The sequence below is a fragment of the Streptomyces sp. NPDC048415 genome (genome assembly GCF_040651675.1).
In the GTDB taxonomy this organism is placed as follows: Bacteria; Actinomycetota; Actinomycetes; order Streptomycetales; family Streptomycetaceae; genus Streptomyces.
In genome coordinates this window covers 66,714-85,906 of record NZ_JBEZKJ010000031.1, presented here as the reverse complement: position 1 = coordinate 85,906, position 19,193 = coordinate 66,714, and the positions used below count along the sequence as shown (strand labels likewise).

Sequence of the window (19,193 nt, the reverse complement as noted above, 5' to 3'; positions counted from 1 at the left end):
CCGCCGCCCCCCCCCCCGGGGTGCTCGGGGGGGGGGGGGGGGGGGGCCCCCCCCCCCCCCCCCCCCCACGGCCGAGAGTTACCTCCGCTTGATTCTGAGGAAGGTCACCGAGTTCGCAGGGAAGGTGTACGTGAACGTGTCCGCGACCCCCGCGAAGGTGGACTTCACCGGGGCGACCGCCGTGGCCGTCTCGCTGTTCACCGCGTCCGGCGCGGCTTCCAGAGTGGTCACGCGAGCGGTTGAGGCGACCTTCGCCCCGCCCAGGTCGATCGCCGTACGGGCGTCCGCCGACTGGGCGTTGACGACCTTGACGATCAGGTCACCGGTCTTCGCGTCCCGCGTGACGACCTGACGGAACGGCTCGGCGGGCTTGTCGTCGGTGAAGCTCCCCCACTCCTGGCCGTCCAGGTAGAGAGTCACCTGGCGGCCCCGCACCTTGATGTCGATGTCGTAGGCCTTGCCCGTCTCGATCGTGCCGGCCTTGGAGATCAGCGTCGACTTTCCGCCGTCCACGGCCTGTTCTACGGCGGAGGTGGTGTTGTTCCAGCCGCCCAGGTTCCACCAGTAGTAGTTGCCGGTGTCCTTGACGCCGAAGGCGACGAGAAAGCCCTCCTTGCCGGACTTCTTGGTGGCCTTCACGTGCAGGTCGTAGTCGTGCCAGGCCGGGTCGCCCGCCTGGACCATGGTGTTGGTCGCGGCTTCGTCGCTCTGCACGTACTGCCCGTCCTGGACGCTCCAGCTCCCGCTGCCCGTGTGGGTCCACCGCGAGGCGTCACCGCTGAAGTCGTCGCTGAGCAGCGTGGTCCCGTCAGCGCCGGTGACCTTGACATCGTCGTACGCCGCCGTGGTCGCCCAGGTCGACAGGCCGACGGCACCCGCGATGGGCGCGCTCAGTGAAGGTGTGCCGGTGGCGGTCGACGGCACGACACGGTCGCCGACGTTGCTCATGAAGAGCTTCTGCACCTCGTAGTCGGCCGAGCCCCATGAGGCGTGGTTGTTGAACCAGATCATGTCGGGGCGCCACTGCACGGAGTCCTCGTTGGCGAGCAGCGGGGCGTACGAGGCGAGCTTCACGACGTCCGCGTTGCGCTCCAGGCCGGTCATGTACGCGGCTTCGGAGAGGGCGTTCTTGAAGGTGTTGCCGCCGGAGGCGTACTCGCCGAGGAAGACCTTGGGGCCGTTCCTGTCGTAGGAGTCGTAGCGGTCGTTGTTCTGCAGGAACCACTGCGGGCTGTTGTAGTAGTGCTCGTCGACCATGTCGACGTTCGCGTCCTTGTTGAGCTTCCAGGCGGTGTCGAAGGTGGTACCCGAGTCGTCGGGACCCGCGTTCGAAATCACCTTGATGCCGGGGTACTTGGCCGCGATGGCGGCGCAGAACTGCTGGAAGCGGGCGAAGAACGCGTCGGGGAGGTTTTCCTCGTTGCCGACTTCGAGATGCGTGAGGTGGAAGGGCTTGGGGTGGCCCATCCGGGCGCGCTTCTTGCCCCATTCGCTCGTCACCGGGCCGTTGGCGAACTCGATGAGGTCCAGGGTGTCCTGGATGTGCCGCTTGAGCAGCGCGTCATCGTCGGTGGCCTTGTTCTGACCGCAGCCGGTGACGAGGGCGGGCACGACGGGCAGCGGCATCGCGCCGATGTCCTCGGCGAACTGGAAGTACTCGTAGTAACCGAGCCCGTAACTCTGGTTGTAGCCCCAGAAGTTCGAGTTGGTGGCGCGCTGCTCGACCGGACCTATGGTGTCCTTCCACTGATACGAGCGCTTGCGCTGATAACCCGACGCCTCGTCATATCCCTGCATGCTGCCGGTATTGACCAGGCAGCCGCCCGGGAAGCGCACGAACCCGGGATGAAGGGCGGCGATCTTCTCGGCGAGGTCCTTGCGCAGGCCGTGGCCCTTGTACGTGTCCCGGGGCAGCAGCGAGATCATGTCGAGCGCGACGGGGGCGCCGGCGGCGACCGTGAGGCGGCCGGTGGTGCTGGTGCGGGTCGCGGTGAACTTCGCCCGGTACTTGGCCCAGCCGCCGCGCGCCGTGACCTGGCGGCCCTCGGCGAGCGTGCCCGCGGAGTCCCGCAGCGTCACGGTCAGGGGTGCGGCCGCGTCGGCGCGGGCCCAGACCGAGAAGTCGTACACCTTGCCGCTCTCGACCGAAATACCGGTGTTGTAGCCGGAGTTGGTGACCGACGAGTCGGCGCCCAGGGAGAGATAGGTGCGATTGCGGGCGTTGAGGCGCCCGTCGTCGCTCGCGGCCTGCGCGGTGCCGGAGACGGTCCAGGAGGTCAGCGGCGTATAGGAGGTGTTGTCGGCGGTGCTGTACTCGAACGACCGGTTCTGTACGAGCTCGGCATACAGGCCGCCGTCCGCGGCGCGGTTGATGTCCTCGAAGAAGACGCCGTACATGGTGTCGTCGATCTTCGCGCCGGAACCCTTGGGGCCGACGCTGATCGCGTAGTCGGTGACGTCGTCCGCGACGGCGTTCGCCGATCCCGGTACGACGGTGGAGGCCACCAGAAGGGCGGTGGCCGTGAGTCCGAGTCTCCAGCGGGTGCGGGTGGGTGACATGGATACTCCGCGGCTCTGTAGTGGAATCGTTCGAAATATCGGACGTCGATCAGTACTTCGAACGGCAAGATAGGGAGGGGGCCAGAGCGCGTCAATGGGTCGCGCAGCATCGGATGGGAACGGAGAGCGGGACAGGATGGGCGAGTTCTGGCCAGTGGCAGACCTGCTGACGTACCTGGCAGGGAGCTGGCGGGTGGAGCGCGCGGTGCGGGATCTCGCGAACGGGGCGGAGGGGCGCTTCACGGGTACGACGGTTTTCGGACCGCTCGAGGGCGCGGGGCTGCTGCACCAGGAGTCCGGCACGTTCGTGTGGCAGGGCGTCGCACGGCCCGCCGAGCGGACGCTGCGGTTCCTGCCGGGGCCGAACCCCGGGAGCGTCCTCGTCCGGTTCTCCGACGGCCGGCCCTTCCACGACCTGGACCTGACCACCGGCCGCCATGTGGCCGACCATCCCTGCTCGGCGGACCTCTACCGAGGCGAGTTCACCGTGTACGGGGAGGACCGCTGGCGCACCGTGTGGCGGGTGGGCGGGCCCACCAAGGACCTCACACTGACGACCGACTACACGCGCGTTGCGCCAGGCCAGCCACCGATCAGCCGACTGTCACCAAAGTCATGACCGAGTACACCTAGGCGCGCTGCATCGTGGCTTCGAGGCGTAGGTTCCAGCGGCCGTTGGTGCCGGTGAGGGTGACCGTCGACAAGGGGCGTACGTCGATGTTCCAGTACGCCGATGGCTGGGCCTTGAGGGCGTAGACGAGCGCGGCCCGCACCACCGAGGGTTCGGCCACGGCGACGATGCGGCTGCCGTCGTCGGCGGGGCGGGTGTCGAGCCAGTTGCCGACACGGGAGATGAAGGACATCAACGACTCACCACCGTGCGGGGCGGAGCGCGGATCGGCGAGCCAGGCGTCGACGGCATCGGGTTCACGGGCCATCGCCTCGCCCAGCGTGAAGCCACGCCAGCGGCCCATGTCGCAGTCGCGCAGCGCGAGCTGGACGAGCGGCCCGTAGCCGAGGGCGTCGCCGGTGGCCCGGCTGCGGGGCGTGGGCGAGCAGTAGCGCAGCTCGGCCGCCGCCAGGGGTACCAGATCGGGGGCGGTGCGCTGCACTTCGTCCCAGCCGGCCTGGTCGAGTGGCCGGTCGTCCTCGAAGCGTTCCGCCAGCAGCGCGGAGCTGCGGGCGGCGGCGACGAATGTGACCCGAAGATGCATGCGGAGATCGTGGAGTGCGGGACTCCGCAGGTCAAGGGGGGTGACGCAGGGTACTCGGGGGCTCACCCGTCCGTACCTGCGGGCTCCGCCCTCAGCCCGCCGTCATCGCGCTTCGCGCTCGTCCTCAAACTCCCCCGCTGAGGAACGCCTCCCGCAGTCTCCGTACCCCCTCCGTGATCTCCTCCGTTCCGGCGACCGCCGCGAAGCTCAGGCGGAGGTGGGCCGCGGGAGGTTCGGCGCTGAAGTAGGGGCGGCCGGGGGTGACGGCCACGCCGGTGCGGAGGGCGGCGGAGACGAGGGGGGACTCGTCGGTGCCGTCGGGGAGGCGGAGCCAGAGGTGGTAGCCGCCGAACGGGATGTGGGGCAGGGCGAGTTCGGGGAGCCGCGAGCGCAGGGCGGTGGTCATCGTGTCGCGCCGAGTCTTCAACTCGGCGGACACAGCCCGGAGATGGCGTGGCCAGGCGGGCGAGCCGACCAGTTCGAGCGCCGCCTCCTGGAGCGGGCGCGGCACGAAGAAGGTGTCGACGACCTGGATGGCGCGCAGTCGCCCAAGTACCGGTCCGCGCGCGGCCAGTGCGCTCACCCGGAAGCTCGGTGAGGTGGCCTTGGTGAGGGAGCCGACGTGCACGACGACCCCGTCGGGATCCTCGGCGGCCAGCGGACGCGGCAGCGGGCCCGCGTCCTCGTGCACGAGACGGCGTACGAAATCGTCCTCGACCACGAACGCGCCGGCGTCGCGGGCGATGCGCAGCACTTCGCCCCGCCGTTCGGGGGCGAGGACGGCACCGGTCGGGTTCTGGAACAGCGGCTGGCAGACGAAGACGCGGGCGCCGGTCGCCTTGAAGGCGTCGCCGAGGAGGTCGGGCTTCACACCGTCGGCATCCACCGGGACGGGAACGGGACGCAGGCCGGCCGCGCGGGCGATCGCCAGCATGCCCGGGTAGGTCGGGGATTCGACGAGGACCGGCGCACCGGGCGGCGCGAGCGCGCGCAGGGCGGTCGTCAGCGCGGACTGGCCGCCCGCCGTGACGAGCACCTCGGCGGCGGTGATCGCGCCGCCGATCCCGCGCGCGAACCACTCGCGCAGTTCGGCGAGCCCCTCCATGGGCGGCCGGGACCAGGCTCCGGGGCGGCGCCCGGCCCGGGACAGGGCCGCGCCCAGCGCCCGCTCCGGCTGGAGCGAGGGGTGCAGATAGCCGCCGTTGAACTCGATGACACCCGGCGGCGGGGCGGCCAGCGAGGCGAGGACGCCGGACACGTCCACCGTGCGCGGGATGAGTTCGGCCGCGGCGTCCGCGCTCAGTGTGAGCTCTTGCCAGGAGGTGTCCCCGGCGGGCGCGGTGGGCGTACGCGGCTGAGCGCGGAACGCCCCGGCGCCGGGCCGGGTGACCACCAGTCCCTCGGCGGCCAGCTGCGCCAGCGCCCGCGACACGGTCACCGGACTCACCCGGAACCGCTCGACGAGCGCCCGGCTCGACGGCAGCTTTCCACCTGGCGAGTAGCGGTTCAGCTCCCCCCGCAGCTGTTTCGCCAGGTCTCCCACACTGCTACGCTCTTGCATGAGAACAGAGAGTAGCGCTATCGCCCCGAGCCGGATAGCGGTCAGCACCCCCGAAGTCGACGCCGCGACGGACCGCCGCTCCGGCACCCTTCAGGCCGCCCTCGGCGTCACCGCCTTCTCCCTCACCTTCCCCGCCACCGCGTGGGGCTTGGAGGGCTTCGGCCCGTGGTCCCTGGTGGCCGTCCGCAGCGTTCTGGCGGCGGTCATCGCCGGCGGCTGTCTGGGGATCCTGCGTGTTCCGCTGCCCCGGGGACATGTGGCGGGCCTCGCCGTCGTCGCCGCCGGTGTCGTCCTCGGCTTCCCGCTGCTGACGACGCTCGCGCTTCAGACGTCGACCACCGCTCACGCGGCCGTGGTGGTCGGGCTGCTGCCGCTGACGACCGCGCTGTTCTCGGCGCTGCGCACCGGGGCGCGGCCCTCGCGGATGTTCTGGGTGGCGGCCCTCGCCGGCGCCGCGGCGGTGATCGCGTTCACGGTGCAGCAGAGCGGTGGCGCCCTGACCGGCGCGGACGCGTATCTCTTCGGCGCGCTGCTGATCTGCGCGGCGGGCTATACCGAGGGTGGCCGGCTCGCCCGCGTCATGCCGGGGTGGCAGGTCATCGGCTGGGCGCTGGTCCTGTGCCTGCCGCTCGCCCTGCCCGGCGCGCTGCTCGCGTTGTCGTACGAGCCCGTGCGGCTGACCGCGCACAGTGTGACGGGACTGCTCTGGGTGGCCGCCGGTTCGCAGTTCCTCGGCCTGGTCGTCTGGTACCGGGGCATGGCGTCGATCGGGATTCCCAAGGCCAGCCAGTTGCAGCTGGCGCAGCCGCTGCTCACACTGGTGTGGTCGGTACTGCTCCTGGGCGAGCAGCTCACACCGGCCGCACCCCTGACGGCCGCCGCTGTTCTGGTCTGCATCGCGCTCACCCAACGAGCGCGCGGCTGACCGGCACGCACGAGCCGGGCCAACCGGCACAATCAGCCGTAGACTTGCGGCCACGAACCGTTACTCCTGTACACGACGAGGAGACCGTTCAGATGCGTGCATCCGAGGGCGACCAGATTGTGCAGCACGGCAGGGTTGTCGGCCTGCACGACAAGGTCGGGAAAATCACCGAGGTCCTGGGAGCGGAAGGCGCTCCCCCGTACCGCGTGAAGTTCGAGGACGGGCACGAGGGAGTGTGTTCACCGGGCCCGGACACCGAGATCCGGCACAAGGAAAACATGCGGTAGGAGCTCAGCGGGGAGGTTGCGCCGGCTGCCCGTAGTGGTCGGCGACGACCCGTGCCATCGCGCCGACGCGGTCGACGCCGACCTCCTTGGCCGAGAAGAAGGCGTGCCCGCGCACCTGTGCGTAGTCCCGGGCGAGGGTGAGGTGCCGGGAGAGCTCGGCGGGGTCCTGCCAGGCCGCGGACTGCGCCGGGTCACCGGCCTTGTACAGCCCCTCCCCGACGTACAGCTGCACGCCCGTGCCCTGGGCGACCTTCGCCCACCAGGGCAGCAGCCGCGCGTAGTCGGCGGCGGCGAACCCGATGTTCCAGTACAACTGCGGGCAGATGTAGTCGATCCAGTGCTCCCGGACCCACTTCCGGGTGTCGGCGTGCAGATCGTCGTACGTCTGCGCGCCCGCCCGGGTCGCCGAGCCGAGCGGGTCGGTCGCGGCGTTGCGCCACACCCCGAAGGGGCTGATTCCGAAGCGCGCCGCGGGCCGGACCTTCTTGACGGCTGCCGCCATCTCCAGCACCAGGCGGTCGATGTTGTGGCGCCGCCAGGCGGCCCGGTTCGAGAAGCCCGAGCCGTGTGCGGCGTACGCCGCGTCGTCGTCGAAGGACTGGCCTGCGACGGGGTACGGGTAGAAGAAGTCGTCCCAGTGCACGGCGTCGATCTTGTATCTGCGCACGGCGTCGAGCATCGCGGTCTGGACGAACGCGCGGACCTGCGGCAGCCCGGGGTTGTAGTAGAGCTTCCCGCCGTACGGGACCACCCAGTCGGGGTGCCTGCGGGCCGGGTGGGACGCCACCAGCTTCGCGGGATCGGCGTGGTCGGCGATCCGGTACGGGTTGAACCAGGCGTGCAGTTCAAGGCCGCGCGCGTGGGCCTCCTTCACCGCCGTGCCCAGCGGGTCCCAGCCGGGGTCCTTGCCCTGGACGCCGGTCAGGTACTGGGACCACGGCTCGTACGGCGAGGGCCACAGCGCGTCGGCGGAGGGGCGCACCTGGAAGATCACGGTGTTGAGGCGGAGGCGTACGGCCGTGTCGAGGTGGGCGAGCAGCTCGGCGCGCTGCCGGGCGGCGGTCAGGCCCATGCGCGAAGGCCAGTCGCGGTGGGAGACGGTCGCCAGCCACATCCCCCGCATCTCGCGCGCCGCACGCGGCCGGTCCGGCACGGCCCCCGCGTCCCCCGCCGTCGCGAATCCCGACAGCGTCGCCACCGCGGCCACCGCGAACGCCCGACGTGAAAGTCGCCCCATCTCCGCACCCCTTACGCAGTGGATCCGCCTCGTCACAGAACGTTTCCTCGCCCAGCATGCCTCGACCCCGGCGATCGATCATCGATACTTGGGAGTAACGTGCACGTTCGGAGCAGGCACCGAACAACGGAGGACCTGCCGGCCGTGTGGATCAGCGAAGGGGACGATGTGACCGACATCGAACGCGTCGGAGTGGTGGGCTGCGGCCAGATGGGAGCGGGCATTGCCGAGGTGTGCGCCCGCGCCGGTCTGGACGTCCGTGTCGCCGAGACCACCGGCGAGGCCCTGGAGATCGGCCGTACCCGGCTCTTCAACTCCCTCTCCAAGGCGGCCGAGCGCGGGAAGATCTCCGAGGAGGAGCTCAAGGCCACCCAGGACCGGCTCAGCTTCACCACGGACCTCGGCGAGTTCGCCGACCGCGACCTGGTGATCGAGGCCGTCGTCGAGAACGAGCAGGTCAAAACGGAGATCTTCCAGGTGCTCGACCAGGTGGTGACCCGGCCGGACGCGATCCTCGCCTCCAACACCTCCTCGATCCCGCTGGTGAAGCTCGCCGTCGCCACCTCGCGTCCCGACCAGGTCATCGGCGTCCACTTCTTCAACCCGGCCCCGGTGCAAAAGCTCGTCGAGCTGATCCCGGCGCTGACCACCTCCGAGGGCACCCTCGGCCGCGCCCAGCTCTTCGCCGAGAAGGTCCTCGGCAAGCACGCGATCCGCGCCCAGGACCGCTCCGGCTTCGTGGTGAACGCGCTGCTGATCCCGTATCTCCTCTCCGCGATCCGGATGTTCGAGTCAGGTATTGCCAGCCGCGAGGACATCGACAACGGCATGGAGTTGGGCTGCGCCCATCCGATGGGCCCGCTCAAGCTGTCCGACCTGATCGGCCTCGACACGGTGGCCTCGGTCGCGTCGAGCATGTACGAGGAGTACAAGGAGCCGCTGTACGCCGCTCCCCCGCTGCTCCAGCGCATGGTGGACGCGGGGCGGCTCGGCCGTAAGTCCGGCTCGGGCTTCTACACGTACGCCTGATGTCGGCCGCCTCTGGCTACGGGGCGTAAGCATCGGATCCACGCGGGCCCGGCACTCTTTTCGGTGCCGGGCCCGCGCCATTCACACACCGTGTGCGCGCCGGGCCCGCATATGCCCCTCGCACACGCTCCCCACGTTTCCACCAGGCGAGTTGACTTTCCGTGCACATGTAAGGGATGTGACGACTACGGAAAGGAGCGGACTCGTGACCGCCGACCCGGAGCATCCCGTGGTCCATGGAGAACTCGCAGAGTTACGCCGCCGCCTCGATGTGGCACAGGCCCGCGTCGAGGGAGGACTGACTCTGCTCAGTCACCGCGCCGAACACACCGCCAAGGAGCTGGACGACCTGAGCGCTCGGGTCGTCGCGATGGAACACACCCGCTGGCCACTGCCCGCCGTCGCGGCGATCACGGCCGTGGGCGCACTCGCCGTGGCGGTCTGGCAGGCTCTGGGCCACTAGGCCATGGGACGCCGTGGGGGGGATGGATCAGGGCAACGCGTCCTGCCCGAGCCTGAGATGGTGCAGAAGGAGCAGTGCGGCAGCCATGTTGGCGGCCGGGACCTCGCCGCGGGCGACCATGTCGGGGACGACTTTTAAGGGGACCCATTCCCGACGGTCCGATTCGAAGTCGTCCACGGGGTGTCCGATGTACGCGCCCTCGTCGGCCCAGAAAATGTGGTGCCGGGCGTCGGTGAGCCCGTTGGAGGGCTCGACGGTCATCAGATGCCGCAGGGGCCCCGGCCGCCAGCCGGTCTCCTCCTCCAGTTCGCGGGCCGCCGCGACGGCGATGTCCTCGCCGTCCTCGACGACGCCTGCCGCGAGTTCCCACCCCCAGCTGTCGGTGATGAAGCGGTGCCGCCACAGGAGCAGCACCTCATTGGCCTCGTTCACCACAGTGGCCACGGCCACCGGCCGCAGCCGTATCAAAAAGTGATCGAGGTGCCGACCGTCCGGCAGCTCCACATCTGCGAGATTGACGCTGAACCAGCGGTTTGCGTACACAGTTTGTTCGTTCTGTTTCGTCCACTGCACTGTTCTGCCACCTTCCGCCGAGTAGATGGCAATATCGCAGCAGGAGCGTCCTGACAGCAGGCTCACAGCCGTCGGGACACAGCGCAGCGGCAGCGGCAGGCACAGTGATCTGGAGCGGTACGCGCTGTTCCGAAGCGGGTTTCTAGAGCGGTACGCGCAGTGCGCCGTCGATGAGTTCAGCGGCCTCCGACGTGCCCGCGCAGCCGCTGCGCACCAGGTGTTCGCGTACCGCGCGCAGTCTGTCGCGCAGTCGCTGGGACTCCATCCCCCGCGCCTGTTCTGCCATTTGGACGGCGGTCGCCACCGCCTTGTCGGCGTTGCCCTGGCGCAGCTCGATCTGGCTGAGCATGGCTAGCCGGTGCACCCGTCCGCGGTCGTGCGCCGGGTTGTCGACGGCGGCCATGGCGTGCTCCCCCGCCGCCACCAGATCGCCGAGGCTGAGCAGCGCCTCCGCCACCTGTACGTTGACCAGGCCCGGCTGGACATAGCCGGTCTCATCGGGCTCGTAACCGCGCCGGATGCGGTCGGCGGCCTGCTCGGCACGCCGTATGCAGGACAGCGCGCTGCTGCCGTCGCCGAGGTGCGCGTACGCCTTGGCCTGCATCGCGTAGAGGTCGGAGGCGAGCGCCGGCGTGATGTGCCGCCCCGCGGCGCGCAGCGCGGCCTCCGCGAAGGCGACGGCCTGCCGGTACTCGCGCATGAACAGCGACTGGTTGACCAGCAGCGCTATCACATAGGCCCCAAGTCCCCTGTCCCCACTGGCCTTCGCCAGGCGCAGCGCCTGATGGAAGTAGCGCTGTGCGAGTCCGTGCGCGTCGGAGTCGTAGGCGCAGATGCCCGCGATCGCGACCAACCCGCCCGTGGCCCGGTGCAGTTGGCGGCCGGTGGCGTCGGTGTAGCTGCCGCGCAGCAGGGGCGCCGTCTCGGAGTTGAGGAAGCCGACGATCCTCGTGCGGGTCGCGATACCGCCCGCCTTGCGGTACATCTGCTCGTAGTGGGCGCGGGCCGCGCGCAGCATCTCGATGTCGGACATCTTCACGTGGTGGCGTCCGCCGCGCGAGACGTCCACGTCCTCGGGGGGGTTCTCCCACTCCCACACCGGCATCACCGCGGGCGTGCCGGTGACGGCCGGTGCGCCGAGGATGTGCGGGCGCTGCTGTTCGTCGGAGCGCCACAGGGCGGTGGCGCGCTCGACGAAGCCGGAGAGCGACGTGCCGTGCGGGGCGGACGGCTCACCGGGCACGCCGAGCCCGATGTCGTCGAGCGTGACGGGCCGGTGGAGCCGGCCGGCGAGTACCTCGCAGATCAGGTCGGGCACCTGGCCGCGCGGGCGCTGCCCCTTCAACCACCGTGCCACGGCGGTGTGTTCGTAGCGGAGCGCGAGGCCGCGCGCCCTCCCTGCCTGGTTGACGTGGGCGGCGAGTCCCGCGTGCGAGATGCCCGCCTCGTCGAGGATCGCGTCGAGCAGAGTGTTGGGCTGCATGAGGGCCCCCGGGTGGCTCGGTGCCGACGGTGCCGATCGTGCCCGTCAGACTAGTGCGTCCCCTTTCACACGGGGTGTGAAAGGAATGCCCGTATCCGGGCAGTACGCGCGCTGTCGCAGAGCGTTTAGGGCCGGTTGACTGAAATGCCTCGCAAGAGGCCGGCCGGGCCGCCGGCTCCCCCTCGTACAGTGCGGCGGCCCGTTCCCGCGCCGTCCGCCCAGCTGCCTGCCCGACACTCCGTGGCGGGGCGGACGGCGCGTCCGCGCCGCGCTGGTAAACGCCGGGGATTCAACGGTGGTTCGTCGGCTGCGGGCTTGTCGTGGTCTGTCGCACAGTTCCTCGCGCCCCTGTCGGGGCACACCTGGGGAGGCGGTCATGGCGCAGCAACAGCAAGGCGATGTCGTCCGTGGGCGCGCCTTTGATGTGGCGCACCAATCCGGTGAAGACGGACCGCAGCACTGTCTGGGGTACAAGTGGGCTCTCCCGTGCGGCTTCGGCCAGCGCGTCCCGCAGGGAGAAGAACCGCCCGCGGCCGTCCCGCGCGTCCTCGGCCCCGTCGGTGTACAGCACCAGCACCTGCCCGGGCAGCAGTTGGCCGCAGTGCACGGGCAGCTCGCTCGGGAGCGGGAACGGCCCCAGCGGCGGCAGCGGTTCACCGGCCGCCAGCGGTTCGACATGGCCGCGTACGTCCGCCGGTTCGGCGGGGCCGCGCAGCAGATACGGCCAGGGGTGACCGCAGTTGAGGGCGTACACCTCGCCGTCGCGGCGGATCTCCAGCAGCACTACGGTGACGAACTCCTCGGCCACCGGGCTCTGCGGATCGAGCCCGGCCGAGGGATGCTCGGCCCGGGCCCGCTCGCGCAGATGCCGGGCCAGCGCGCGTTCAAGTCGCCGCAGGACAGAGCCGAGTTCGGGCTCGTCGTGCACGGCTTCGCGGAAGCTGCCGAGGACGGCGGCGACGGTGCCGATGGCGCCGAGCCCGTGCCCCCGGACGTCACCCATGACGACCCGTACGCCGTACTCGGTGGCGATGACCTCGTACAGGTCACCGCCGACGTTCGCGCCCCGGTCGGCGGAGAGCTGCGCCGCGGCGATGTTCAGCCCGTCGATGCGCGGCGGCAGCGGACGCAGCAGCACGCTCTGGGCGGCGCCGGCGACCTTGCGGATCTGCCGCAGCTCCCGCAGCAGCGCCCCTCTGACGTGGAGTATCAGGCCGGTACCGACCGCGAAGAAGACGGCGCTGGTGACGATCCGGGCGCCGAGCCCGTTCTGCTGCGCGAGCGGACAGGCCATCTTGTACGTGATCGCCATCGCGCCCCAGACCGTGGGCAGCCCCATGCTCAGCGCCCGGCGCAGCGGCCGACGCTCGGCCCGGCGAACGGTCCGGTCGAGGCCGCCGCGGGGGGCATGCCTGGAGACCAAACGGGGTCTTCTGCCGCGCACCGCCCGGGTGAGCCCGGCGCGCAGGCGGTCGCCCCGGCCACATGGCCCGAGGCCCGGCCGGGCCAGCACCCGTGAATGCGTCCGGGGCGTTGCCCTGCGGGGAGCCCCAGCCTTGATACGGATCATGCCGATTGGCCCCCCAATAGGCCCTGACAGCGCACACGGCCTCAGTGAGGCCGGTCCGATTCTGTCGACCGCATGGACCGTTCGGGCCAGTTCGCCCTGACTTGTCACCCGAACGAGTGAGGTGCTTCGAGGATGTGCATTTATGCAGGTAGGCGGACGTGAAGGGCCCCATAAGGGGCGCGTGGATGCCCCGTAAGGGGCGCGGGGATGCAGGGGCGCGGGGGGATGCCCCGTAAAGGGCGCGGGGAACTGCGCGACCAGCCACGGACGGCCCGCAGCCGACGGACGACTCGCAGTTCCCCGGCTCAGCGGAGCTAACTCCGCAGAACGGCCCCCGTGAGCTCGGCGGCCAGCGAAACGGCCGCGTCGCGGGCCGCGGAGGCCTCGTCGACGGTCAGGGTGCGGTCGGCGGCACGGAACCGCAGCGCGTACGCGAGGGACTTCTTGCCCTCGCCGAGCTGCTCGCTGTTCTCGTAGACGTCGAACAGCCGGATGGACTCCAGGAGTTGACCCGCGCCCTCGCGCAGCGCGGCCTCGACGTCCACGTGCGGGACGAACTTGTCGACTACCAGCGCGACGTCCTGCGTGGCGACCGGGAAGGTCGAGACCTTCGGGCCCTTGGGAAGGCCCGCGCTCGCCTGCTCCAGCGCGTCCAGGTCCAGCTCCATCGCGCAGGTGCGCGCGGGCAGACCCAGGGTCTTCAGGACGCCGGGGTGCAGCTCACCGGCGTACCCGATGACCTTCTCCGTACCGTCGACGACGACGGCGAGCTCGGCGCAGCGGCCCGGGTGCCACGGCCCGTACTGGCCGGCGCGGACGAGGAGTTCGGTCCCCGCCTCATGGGCCACGGTGCGCGCGGCCTCGATCGCGTCGGCCCAGTCGGCCGGGCGGCCCTTGCCCCACCAGCCGGCCTGCTCGCGGGCGCCCGCGAGGACGACGGCGGCGTGCCGGGGCTGGACGGGGAGCGCGGCGGTGAGCGACGCGATCTCCTCGTCGGTGGGACGGCGGTCGACGGGCAGCCGCCCGGCGACGCGCAGTTCCGCCTGCGGGTGGAAGACGAGGCCCGTCTCGAAGAGCGCCAGGTCGTGGCTGCCGCGCCCGTCGTTGCGGCGCAGGGCGTGCAGCAGGCCCGGCAGCAGCGTCGTACGGAGCGCGGGCTCCTCGTCGGAGAGCGGGTTGACCAGCTTGACGACCTTGCGCTTCGGGTCGTCGGCGGCCAGGCCGAACTGGTCGAAGACGTGCTCGCCGAGGAACGGGTAGTTCAGCGCCTCGACGTAACCGGCACCGGCCAGCGCGCGGCCGATCCGGCGGTGCAGCCGCTGCCGGTCGGTCAGGCCCAGGCCCGCGGGGGGCTTGGGCAGGGTGGAGGGCAGATTCTCGTAGCCCTCGAGCCGGATGACCTCTTCGGCCAGGTCGTTCGGGTCCGTCAGGTCGGGCCGCCAGGACGGCACGGTGACGATCAGCTCGTCCTGCCCGTACACGTCGCAGCCGACCTGCTGCAGACGGCGTACGACGGTCTCGCGGCCGTAGTCGACACCGGCCACCTTGTCCGGGTGGTTCGCCGGGATGGTGATGGTGTGCGGCGCGGACGGCGCGATGACCTCGGTGACCCCGGCGTCGGCGGTGCCGCCCGCGAGCAGCACGAGGAGGTCGACGGTCCGCTGGGCCGCGGCGGACGCGGCCTGCGGGTCGACACCGCGCTCGAAGCGCTTGGACGCTTCGGAAGCCAGCTTGTGGCGGCGGGCGGTACGCGCGATGGAGATCGCGTCGAAGTGCGCGGCCTCGATGACGACCTCGGTGGTGGTGCCCTCGGTGTCGTCGATCTCGGTGTTGGCGCCGCCCATGACACCCGCGAGGCCGATGGGGCCGCGGTCGTCGGTGATCACCAGGTCCTCGGCGTCCAGCGTGCGCTTGACGCCGTCGAGGGTGGTGAGCTTCTCGCCCGGCTCGGCCCGGCGCACGCCGATCGCGCCCTGGACGCGGGAGCGGTCGTACGCGTGCAGGGGCTGGCCCAGCTCCAGCATCACGTAGTTCGTGATGTCGACGGCGAGCGAGATCGGACGCATGCCCGCCTTCTGGAGGCGGCGGCGCAGCCAGATCGGGGAGCGTGCCTCGGGGTCGAGACCGGTCACCGTGCGCGCGGTGAAGCGGTCGCAGCCGAGCGGCTCGGAGATCTGCACCGGGTAGCCGAACGCGTTCGGTGCCGGTACGTCGAGCAGCGCCGGGTCACGCAGCGGCAGACCGTAGGCGATGGCGGCCTCGCGGGCGATACCGCGCAACGAGAGGCAGTAGCCGCGGTCGGGCGTGACGGCGATGTCGAGGACCTCGTCGACGAGCTGGAGCAGCTCGATGGCGTCGGCGGCGACCTCGACCTCCGGCGGCAGCACGATGATGCCGCCGCTGCCGTCGTCGCCCATGCCCAGCTCGTCGCCGGAGCAGATCATGCCGTGCGAGGTCTTGCCATACGTCTCGCGCGCCGCGATCGCGAAGTTGCCGGGCAGCACGGCGCCGGGCAACACCACGACGACCTTGTCGCCGACGGAGAAGTTGCGGGCGCCGCAGACGATCTCCTGGAGCTCACCGGTGCCGTTGGCGGTGCCGACGTCGACCAGACAGAAGCGGATGGGCTTCTTGAAGCCCTCCAGTTCCTCGATGGACTGCACCTGGCCGACGACCAGGGGGCCCTTGAGGTCGGCGCCGAGCTGCTCGACCCTCTCGACCTCGAGGCCCGCGGAAACGAGCTTGGCCTGCACATCGCGGCCGGTCTCGGTGGCCGGCAGGTCGACGTACTCCCGCAGCCAAGAAAGCGGGACCCGCATCAGATCTCCATCCCGAACGGCCGGGTGAACCGGACGTCACCCTCGACCATGTCTCGCATGTCTTCGACGTTGTGGCGGAACATCAGCATCCGCTCGATGCCGAACCCGAAGGCGAATCCGCTGTACTTCTCCGGGTCCACGCCGCAGGCGACGAGGACGCGCGGGTTGACCATGCCGCAGCCGCCCAGCTCGATCCAGCCCTCGGACGAGCAGGTCCGGCAGGGGCGGTCGGGGTTGCCGATGGATTCGCCCTTGCAGACGTAGCAGAGCATGTCCATCTCGGCGGACGGCTCGGTGAAGGGGAAGTAGTTCGGGCGCAGCCGGGTCTTCATGTCCGAACCGAAGAGCGACTTGACCATGTGGTCGAGGGTGCCCTTGAGGTCGGCCATGGTCAGGCCCTCGTCGATGGCGAGGAGCTCGATCTGGTGGAAGACCGGGGTGTGCGTGGCGTCCAGCTCGTCCGTGCGGTACACGCGGCCGGGGCACACGATGTAGACGGGCGGCTCACGGTCGAGCATGGCGCGGGCCTGCACCGGAGAGGTGTGGGTGCGCAGCACGACACCGGACTCGCCGTGGTCCCCCGTGGGGCCCTCGACGAAGAAGGTGTCCTGCATCTGCCGGGCCGGGTGGTCCGGGCCGAAGTTCAGGGCGTCGAAGTTGAACCACTCCGCCTCGACCTCGGGACCCTCGGCGATCTCGTATCCCATGGACACGAAGACGTCGGCGACCCGCTCCATCATGGTGGTCAGCGGGTGGCGGGCGCCGGGAGGTACGCGGTCGTACGGCAGCGTGACGTCCACTGCCTCCTCGACCAGCACCCGGGCGTCACGCTCGGCCTCCAGCTCGGCCTGGCGGGCGGCGAGGGCCTTGTTCACCGCGCCGCGGGCCTGGCCGACCAGCTTGCCGGCGGCTGCCTTGGCGTGCGGGGGCAGGGCGCCGATCTCGCGGTTGGCGAGGGCCAGCGGCGAGGTGCCGCCGGTGTGGGCGACCTTGGCCTCCTGGAGCGCGTCGAGGTCACCGGCGGCCGCGAAGGCGGCGAGCGCCTCGTCCCGCATGCGCTCGATCTCTTCCGGTTTCAAGGCCTCGACCTCTACAGGGTCGTACGACTTATTCGGTGCCGACATCTCTTCCCGTGCTTCCGGTTGGCTGGCTGAGGGTCCCCGTCCCGACTCGGGGGACGCGTCGTCCCTGAACGGGGACGCAAAGGTGCCAAAGGCCGAGTCTAACGGGGTGGGAGCATGCCCTGGACGCGCAGTCCGAGGGGTGGCTCCGGTACACGTGCGCCCGTGGGGCCGCTTCGGCGTCAGAGCAGATACGCCGGGGTGCCCACGGGCAACGTAAATCGGAACTCGGCGCCGCCACCGGGGGCGCGGCCGACCGTGATGGTGCCGCCGTGGGCCTCGACGATGCCCTTGACGATGTAGAGCCCGAGGCCGGTGCCGCCGCGCTTGCTGCCCCGCCAGAAGCGGGTGAAGACGCGGTTCATGGACTCCTCCGGGATGCCGGTGCCCTCGTCGCTCACCGTGACCGACGTGGCAGCGTTCACTGCGCCATCCCGGTCCTCCCGCTCGCGCGGGGACACCGAGGGCGCTACGTCGATGGTGACGGATCCCTCGCCGTGGCGCACCGCGTTTTCGAGCAGGTTGCTCAGCACCTGGTCGATCTTGTCGGGGTCGGCCCACAGGGCGGGCAGGGGATGTTCGATGCGGAGCAGGAAACGGTCGGCCGACTGGCCCGCGGCGACGTACGCCTGGATGTGGCGGCCGACGGCGGCGCCGATGTCCACGGGCTGGCGGCGCACTTCGAGGCGCCCGGAGTCGATGCGGGAGATGTCGAGCAGCTCGGCGATGAGCCGGGTGACCCGGTTGGCGTCGGCGTCGACGGTCTCCAGCATGAGTTTCTTCTGGTCGTCGGTGAAGCGCTCCCACTTGGCCAGCAGGGTGGCCGTGAAGCCCTTGACGGAGGTGAGCGGCGAGCGCAGTTCGTGGGCGACCGTGGCGATCAGCTCGGCGTGGCTGCGCTCGGTGCGGCGGCGGGCCTCGGTGTCACGCAGGCAGACCACGACGCGGCGGACGGGCCCCATGGGCTTCGTGCGCACATAGCGCGCCGAGACGAGGACCTCACGGCCGCCGGGAAGCAGCAGATTGCGCTCGGGCTGACCGTTGCGGATCGCGAGACCGCCGTACGGATCGGTCAGCTGCCACCACCTGCGGCCCTCCAGGTCCTCCAACGGGAGAGCCGATTCGAGCAGGCTGCCGAGGGCCTCGTCGGCGGGGGTGGCGGTGATGCGGGCGGCGGCGGCGTTGAAACAGATCACCCGGCCGTGCTCGTCGGCGACGACGAGTCCGTCCGGAAGGTCGTCGGGGTCGATGGCCGGCTCGGCTCCGGGTTCCGCCACGGCATCGGCTCCACGGTCGGCGGCGAGATCACCGCGCCGGGACGCGGGTGTGCCGCGCGCGTCCCGTGCTCGCGGCGCCTTCTGCGCACCGCTCGTGCCGACACTCATCCCCGTACCCCACCTCTCGTCTGGCAGTGGGCCCCCGAGCCCGTCACCCTACTAGCTGTCGGTGACGGAACGGCACCCTCCGGAGGCGCGCTGTGCACGGGCGGACGCGTAGAGACATACGGCGGCGGCGGTGGCGAGGTTCAGACTCTCGGCCTTTCCGTGGATCGGAACGCGCACGACGGCATCAGCCAGCGCACGGGTCTCCTCCGGGAGCCCCCAGGCCTCGTTGCCGAACACCCAGGCGGTGGGCCCGCCCATGGTCCCCTGGTCCAGTTCGTCGTCCAGGTCGTCGTCCCCGGCACCGTCGGCGGCGAGGATCCGTACGCCGACGCCCCTGAGGCCTGCCACGGCGTCCTCCACCGGCACGCCGACGGCGACGGGCAGATGGAACAGGGACCCGACCGAGGCCCGTACGGACTTGGGGTTGTACAGGTCGACGGACGCGTCAGTGAGGACGACGGCCTCGGCGCCGGCGGCATCCGCGCAGCGCAGCACGGTCCCGGCGTTGCCGGGGTCCCGCACGTGCGCGAGTACGGCGACGAGCCTGGGCTCGGCCTTGAGGATCTCCTCGAACGGGGTGTCGAGGAAGCGGCAGATCCCGACGAGTCCCTGCGGGGTCACGGTGGTCGAGATGTCGGCGATCACGGTCTCGTCCGCGAGGTGCACGCGAGCCCCGGCGTCCCGGGCCTCCCCGATGATGTCGGCGTACCGCTCCGCCGCCTCCACCGTCGCGAACAGCTCGACGAGGGTGGCGCCACCGTCGCCCCGGTGCGCGGCCGCCTCCCGCACGGCCTGCGGGCCCTCGGCCAGGAACAGCCGCTCCTTGCCCCGGAAGTTCCGCTTGGCGAGCCGCCGAGCGGCGGAAACACGCGGCGAGCGCGGGGAGATCAGCTCGGTGGCGGCAGCCATGGGTTCCTTCGGTGGTTACGGAGGGTTCTTCGATACAGCCGGGCGGCGGGAGGGTTCG

Annotated in this window: 16 protein-coding genes; 5 read left to right on the top strand and 11 right to left on the bottom strand. The window is 70.8% G+C overall.

The window, feature by feature from the left end:
* Window positions 1–78: 78 nt before the first annotated feature.
* Window positions 79–2,559 (bottom strand): alpha-L-arabinofuranosidase C-terminal domain-containing protein, encoded by a 2,481-nt coding sequence (locus AB0D27_RS21550; protein WP_362511010.1) that lies wholly within the window; start codon window positions 2,557–2,559, stop codon window positions 79–81.
* 136 nt (window positions 2,560–2,695) lie between these two features.
* On the opposite strand from AB0D27_RS21550, the gene AB0D27_RS21545 reads away from it, so the two are divergent.
* A complete protein-coding gene (locus tag AB0D27_RS21545; protein ID WP_362511007.1) occupies window positions 2,696–3,178 on the top strand; it encodes a DUF6314 family protein in 483 nt (160 codons plus the stop codon).
* Window positions 3,179–3,188: 10 nt separating this feature from the next.
* Here AB0D27_RS21545 and AB0D27_RS21540 read toward each other — a convergent pair whose 3' ends face one another.
* Window positions 3,189–3,773 carry a histidine phosphatase family protein gene (locus AB0D27_RS21540; protein WP_362511004.1) on the bottom strand — a complete coding sequence of 195 codons (585 nt, stop codon included), beginning with the start codon at window positions 3,771–3,773 and terminating at the stop codon, window positions 3,189–3,191.
* A gap of 124 nt (window positions 3,774–3,897) precedes the next feature.
* Window positions 3,898–5,334: a PLP-dependent aminotransferase family protein gene (locus AB0D27_RS21535; RefSeq protein ID WP_362511001.1), complete on the bottom strand. Its 1,437-nt coding sequence runs from the start codon at window positions 5,332–5,334 to the stop codon at window positions 3,898–3,900.
* Between AB0D27_RS21535 and AB0D27_RS21530 the strand changes: the two genes are divergently transcribed.
* Together AB0D27_RS21530 and AB0D27_RS21525 are read left to right on the top strand one after the other, a co-directional pair.
* Window positions 5,333–6,259 (top strand): DMT family transporter, encoded by a 927-nt coding sequence (locus tag AB0D27_RS21530; protein WP_362510998.1) that lies wholly within the window; start codon window positions 5,333–5,335, stop codon window positions 6,257–6,259. The genes AB0D27_RS21535 and AB0D27_RS21530 overlap by 2 nt on opposite strands.
* Window positions 6,260–6,351: 92 nt before the next feature.
* A complete protein-coding gene (locus AB0D27_RS21525; RefSeq protein ID WP_362510996.1) occupies window positions 6,352–6,546 on the top strand; it encodes a DUF1918 domain-containing protein in 195 nt (64 codons plus the stop codon).
* 4 nt (window positions 6,547–6,550) lie between these two features.
* Here AB0D27_RS21525 and AB0D27_RS21520 read toward each other — a convergent pair whose 3' ends face one another.
* The gene (locus tag AB0D27_RS21520; protein WP_362510993.1) at window positions 6,551–7,783 is read right to left on the bottom strand and encodes a family 10 glycosylhydrolase; all 1,233 of its coding nucleotides are present in this window, start codon (window positions 7,781–7,783) and stop codon (window positions 6,551–6,553) included.
* Between the two features lie 168 nt (window positions 7,784–7,951).
* Between AB0D27_RS21520 and AB0D27_RS21515 the strand changes: the two genes are divergently transcribed.
* Together AB0D27_RS21515 and AB0D27_RS21510 are read left to right on the top strand one after the other, a co-directional pair.
* Complete coding sequence (locus AB0D27_RS21515; RefSeq protein ID WP_362510990.1) at window positions 7,952–8,812, top strand: 3-hydroxybutyryl-CoA dehydrogenase; 861 nt, start codon at window positions 7,952–7,954, stop codon at window positions 8,810–8,812.
* A gap of 205 nt (window positions 8,813–9,017) precedes the next feature.
* Window positions 9,018–9,275, top strand: coding sequence for a hypothetical protein (locus tag AB0D27_RS21510; protein WP_362510988.1), 258 nt, complete (start codon window positions 9,018–9,020; stop codon window positions 9,273–9,275).
* Window positions 9,276–9,302: 27 nt separating this feature from the next.
* On the opposite strand, the gene AB0D27_RS21505 is transcribed toward AB0D27_RS21510, so the two are convergent.
* From AB0D27_RS21505 to AB0D27_RS21475, 7 genes are all read right to left on the bottom strand, one after another.
* Window positions 9,303–9,848 (bottom strand): NUDIX hydrolase, encoded by a 546-nt coding sequence (locus tag AB0D27_RS21505; protein ID WP_362510985.1) that lies wholly within the window; start codon window positions 9,846–9,848, stop codon window positions 9,303–9,305.
* A 142-nt stretch (window positions 9,849–9,990) separates the two neighbouring features.
* Entirely contained in the window at window positions 9,991–11,331 is a 1,341-nt protein-coding gene (locus AB0D27_RS21500) for a transcriptional regulator (protein WP_362510983.1), read from the bottom strand.
* A gap of 289 nt (window positions 11,332–11,620) precedes the next feature.
* Window positions 11,621–12,670, bottom strand: a complete 1,050-nt coding sequence (locus AB0D27_RS21495; protein WP_362511024.1) for a PP2C family protein-serine/threonine phosphatase — start codon at window positions 12,668–12,670, stop codon at window positions 11,621–11,623.
* A 545-nt stretch (window positions 12,671–13,215) separates the two neighbouring features.
* Complete coding sequence (gene pheT / locus AB0D27_RS21490) at window positions 13,216–15,720, bottom strand: phenylalanine--tRNA ligase subunit beta (protein WP_362510980.1); 2,505 nt, start codon at window positions 15,718–15,720, stop codon at window positions 13,216–13,218.
* Window positions 15,720–16,844 (bottom strand): phenylalanine--tRNA ligase subunit alpha, encoded by a 1,125-nt coding sequence (gene pheS, locus AB0D27_RS21485; RefSeq protein WP_362510977.1) that lies wholly within the window; start codon window positions 16,842–16,844, stop codon window positions 15,720–15,722. The genes pheT and pheS overlap by 1 nt, the downstream gene beginning before the upstream one ends.
* Before the next feature lie 179 nt (window positions 16,845–17,023).
* Window positions 17,024–18,226, bottom strand: a complete 1,203-nt coding sequence (locus AB0D27_RS21480) for an ATP-binding protein (protein WP_362510974.1) — start codon at window positions 18,224–18,226, stop codon at window positions 17,024–17,026.
* A gap of 51 nt (window positions 18,227–18,277) precedes the next feature.
* A complete protein-coding gene (locus tag AB0D27_RS21475) occupies window positions 18,278–19,135 on the bottom strand; it encodes an RNA methyltransferase (protein ID WP_362510971.1) in 858 nt (285 codons plus the stop codon).
* Window positions 19,136–19,193: the final 58 nt, after the last annotated feature.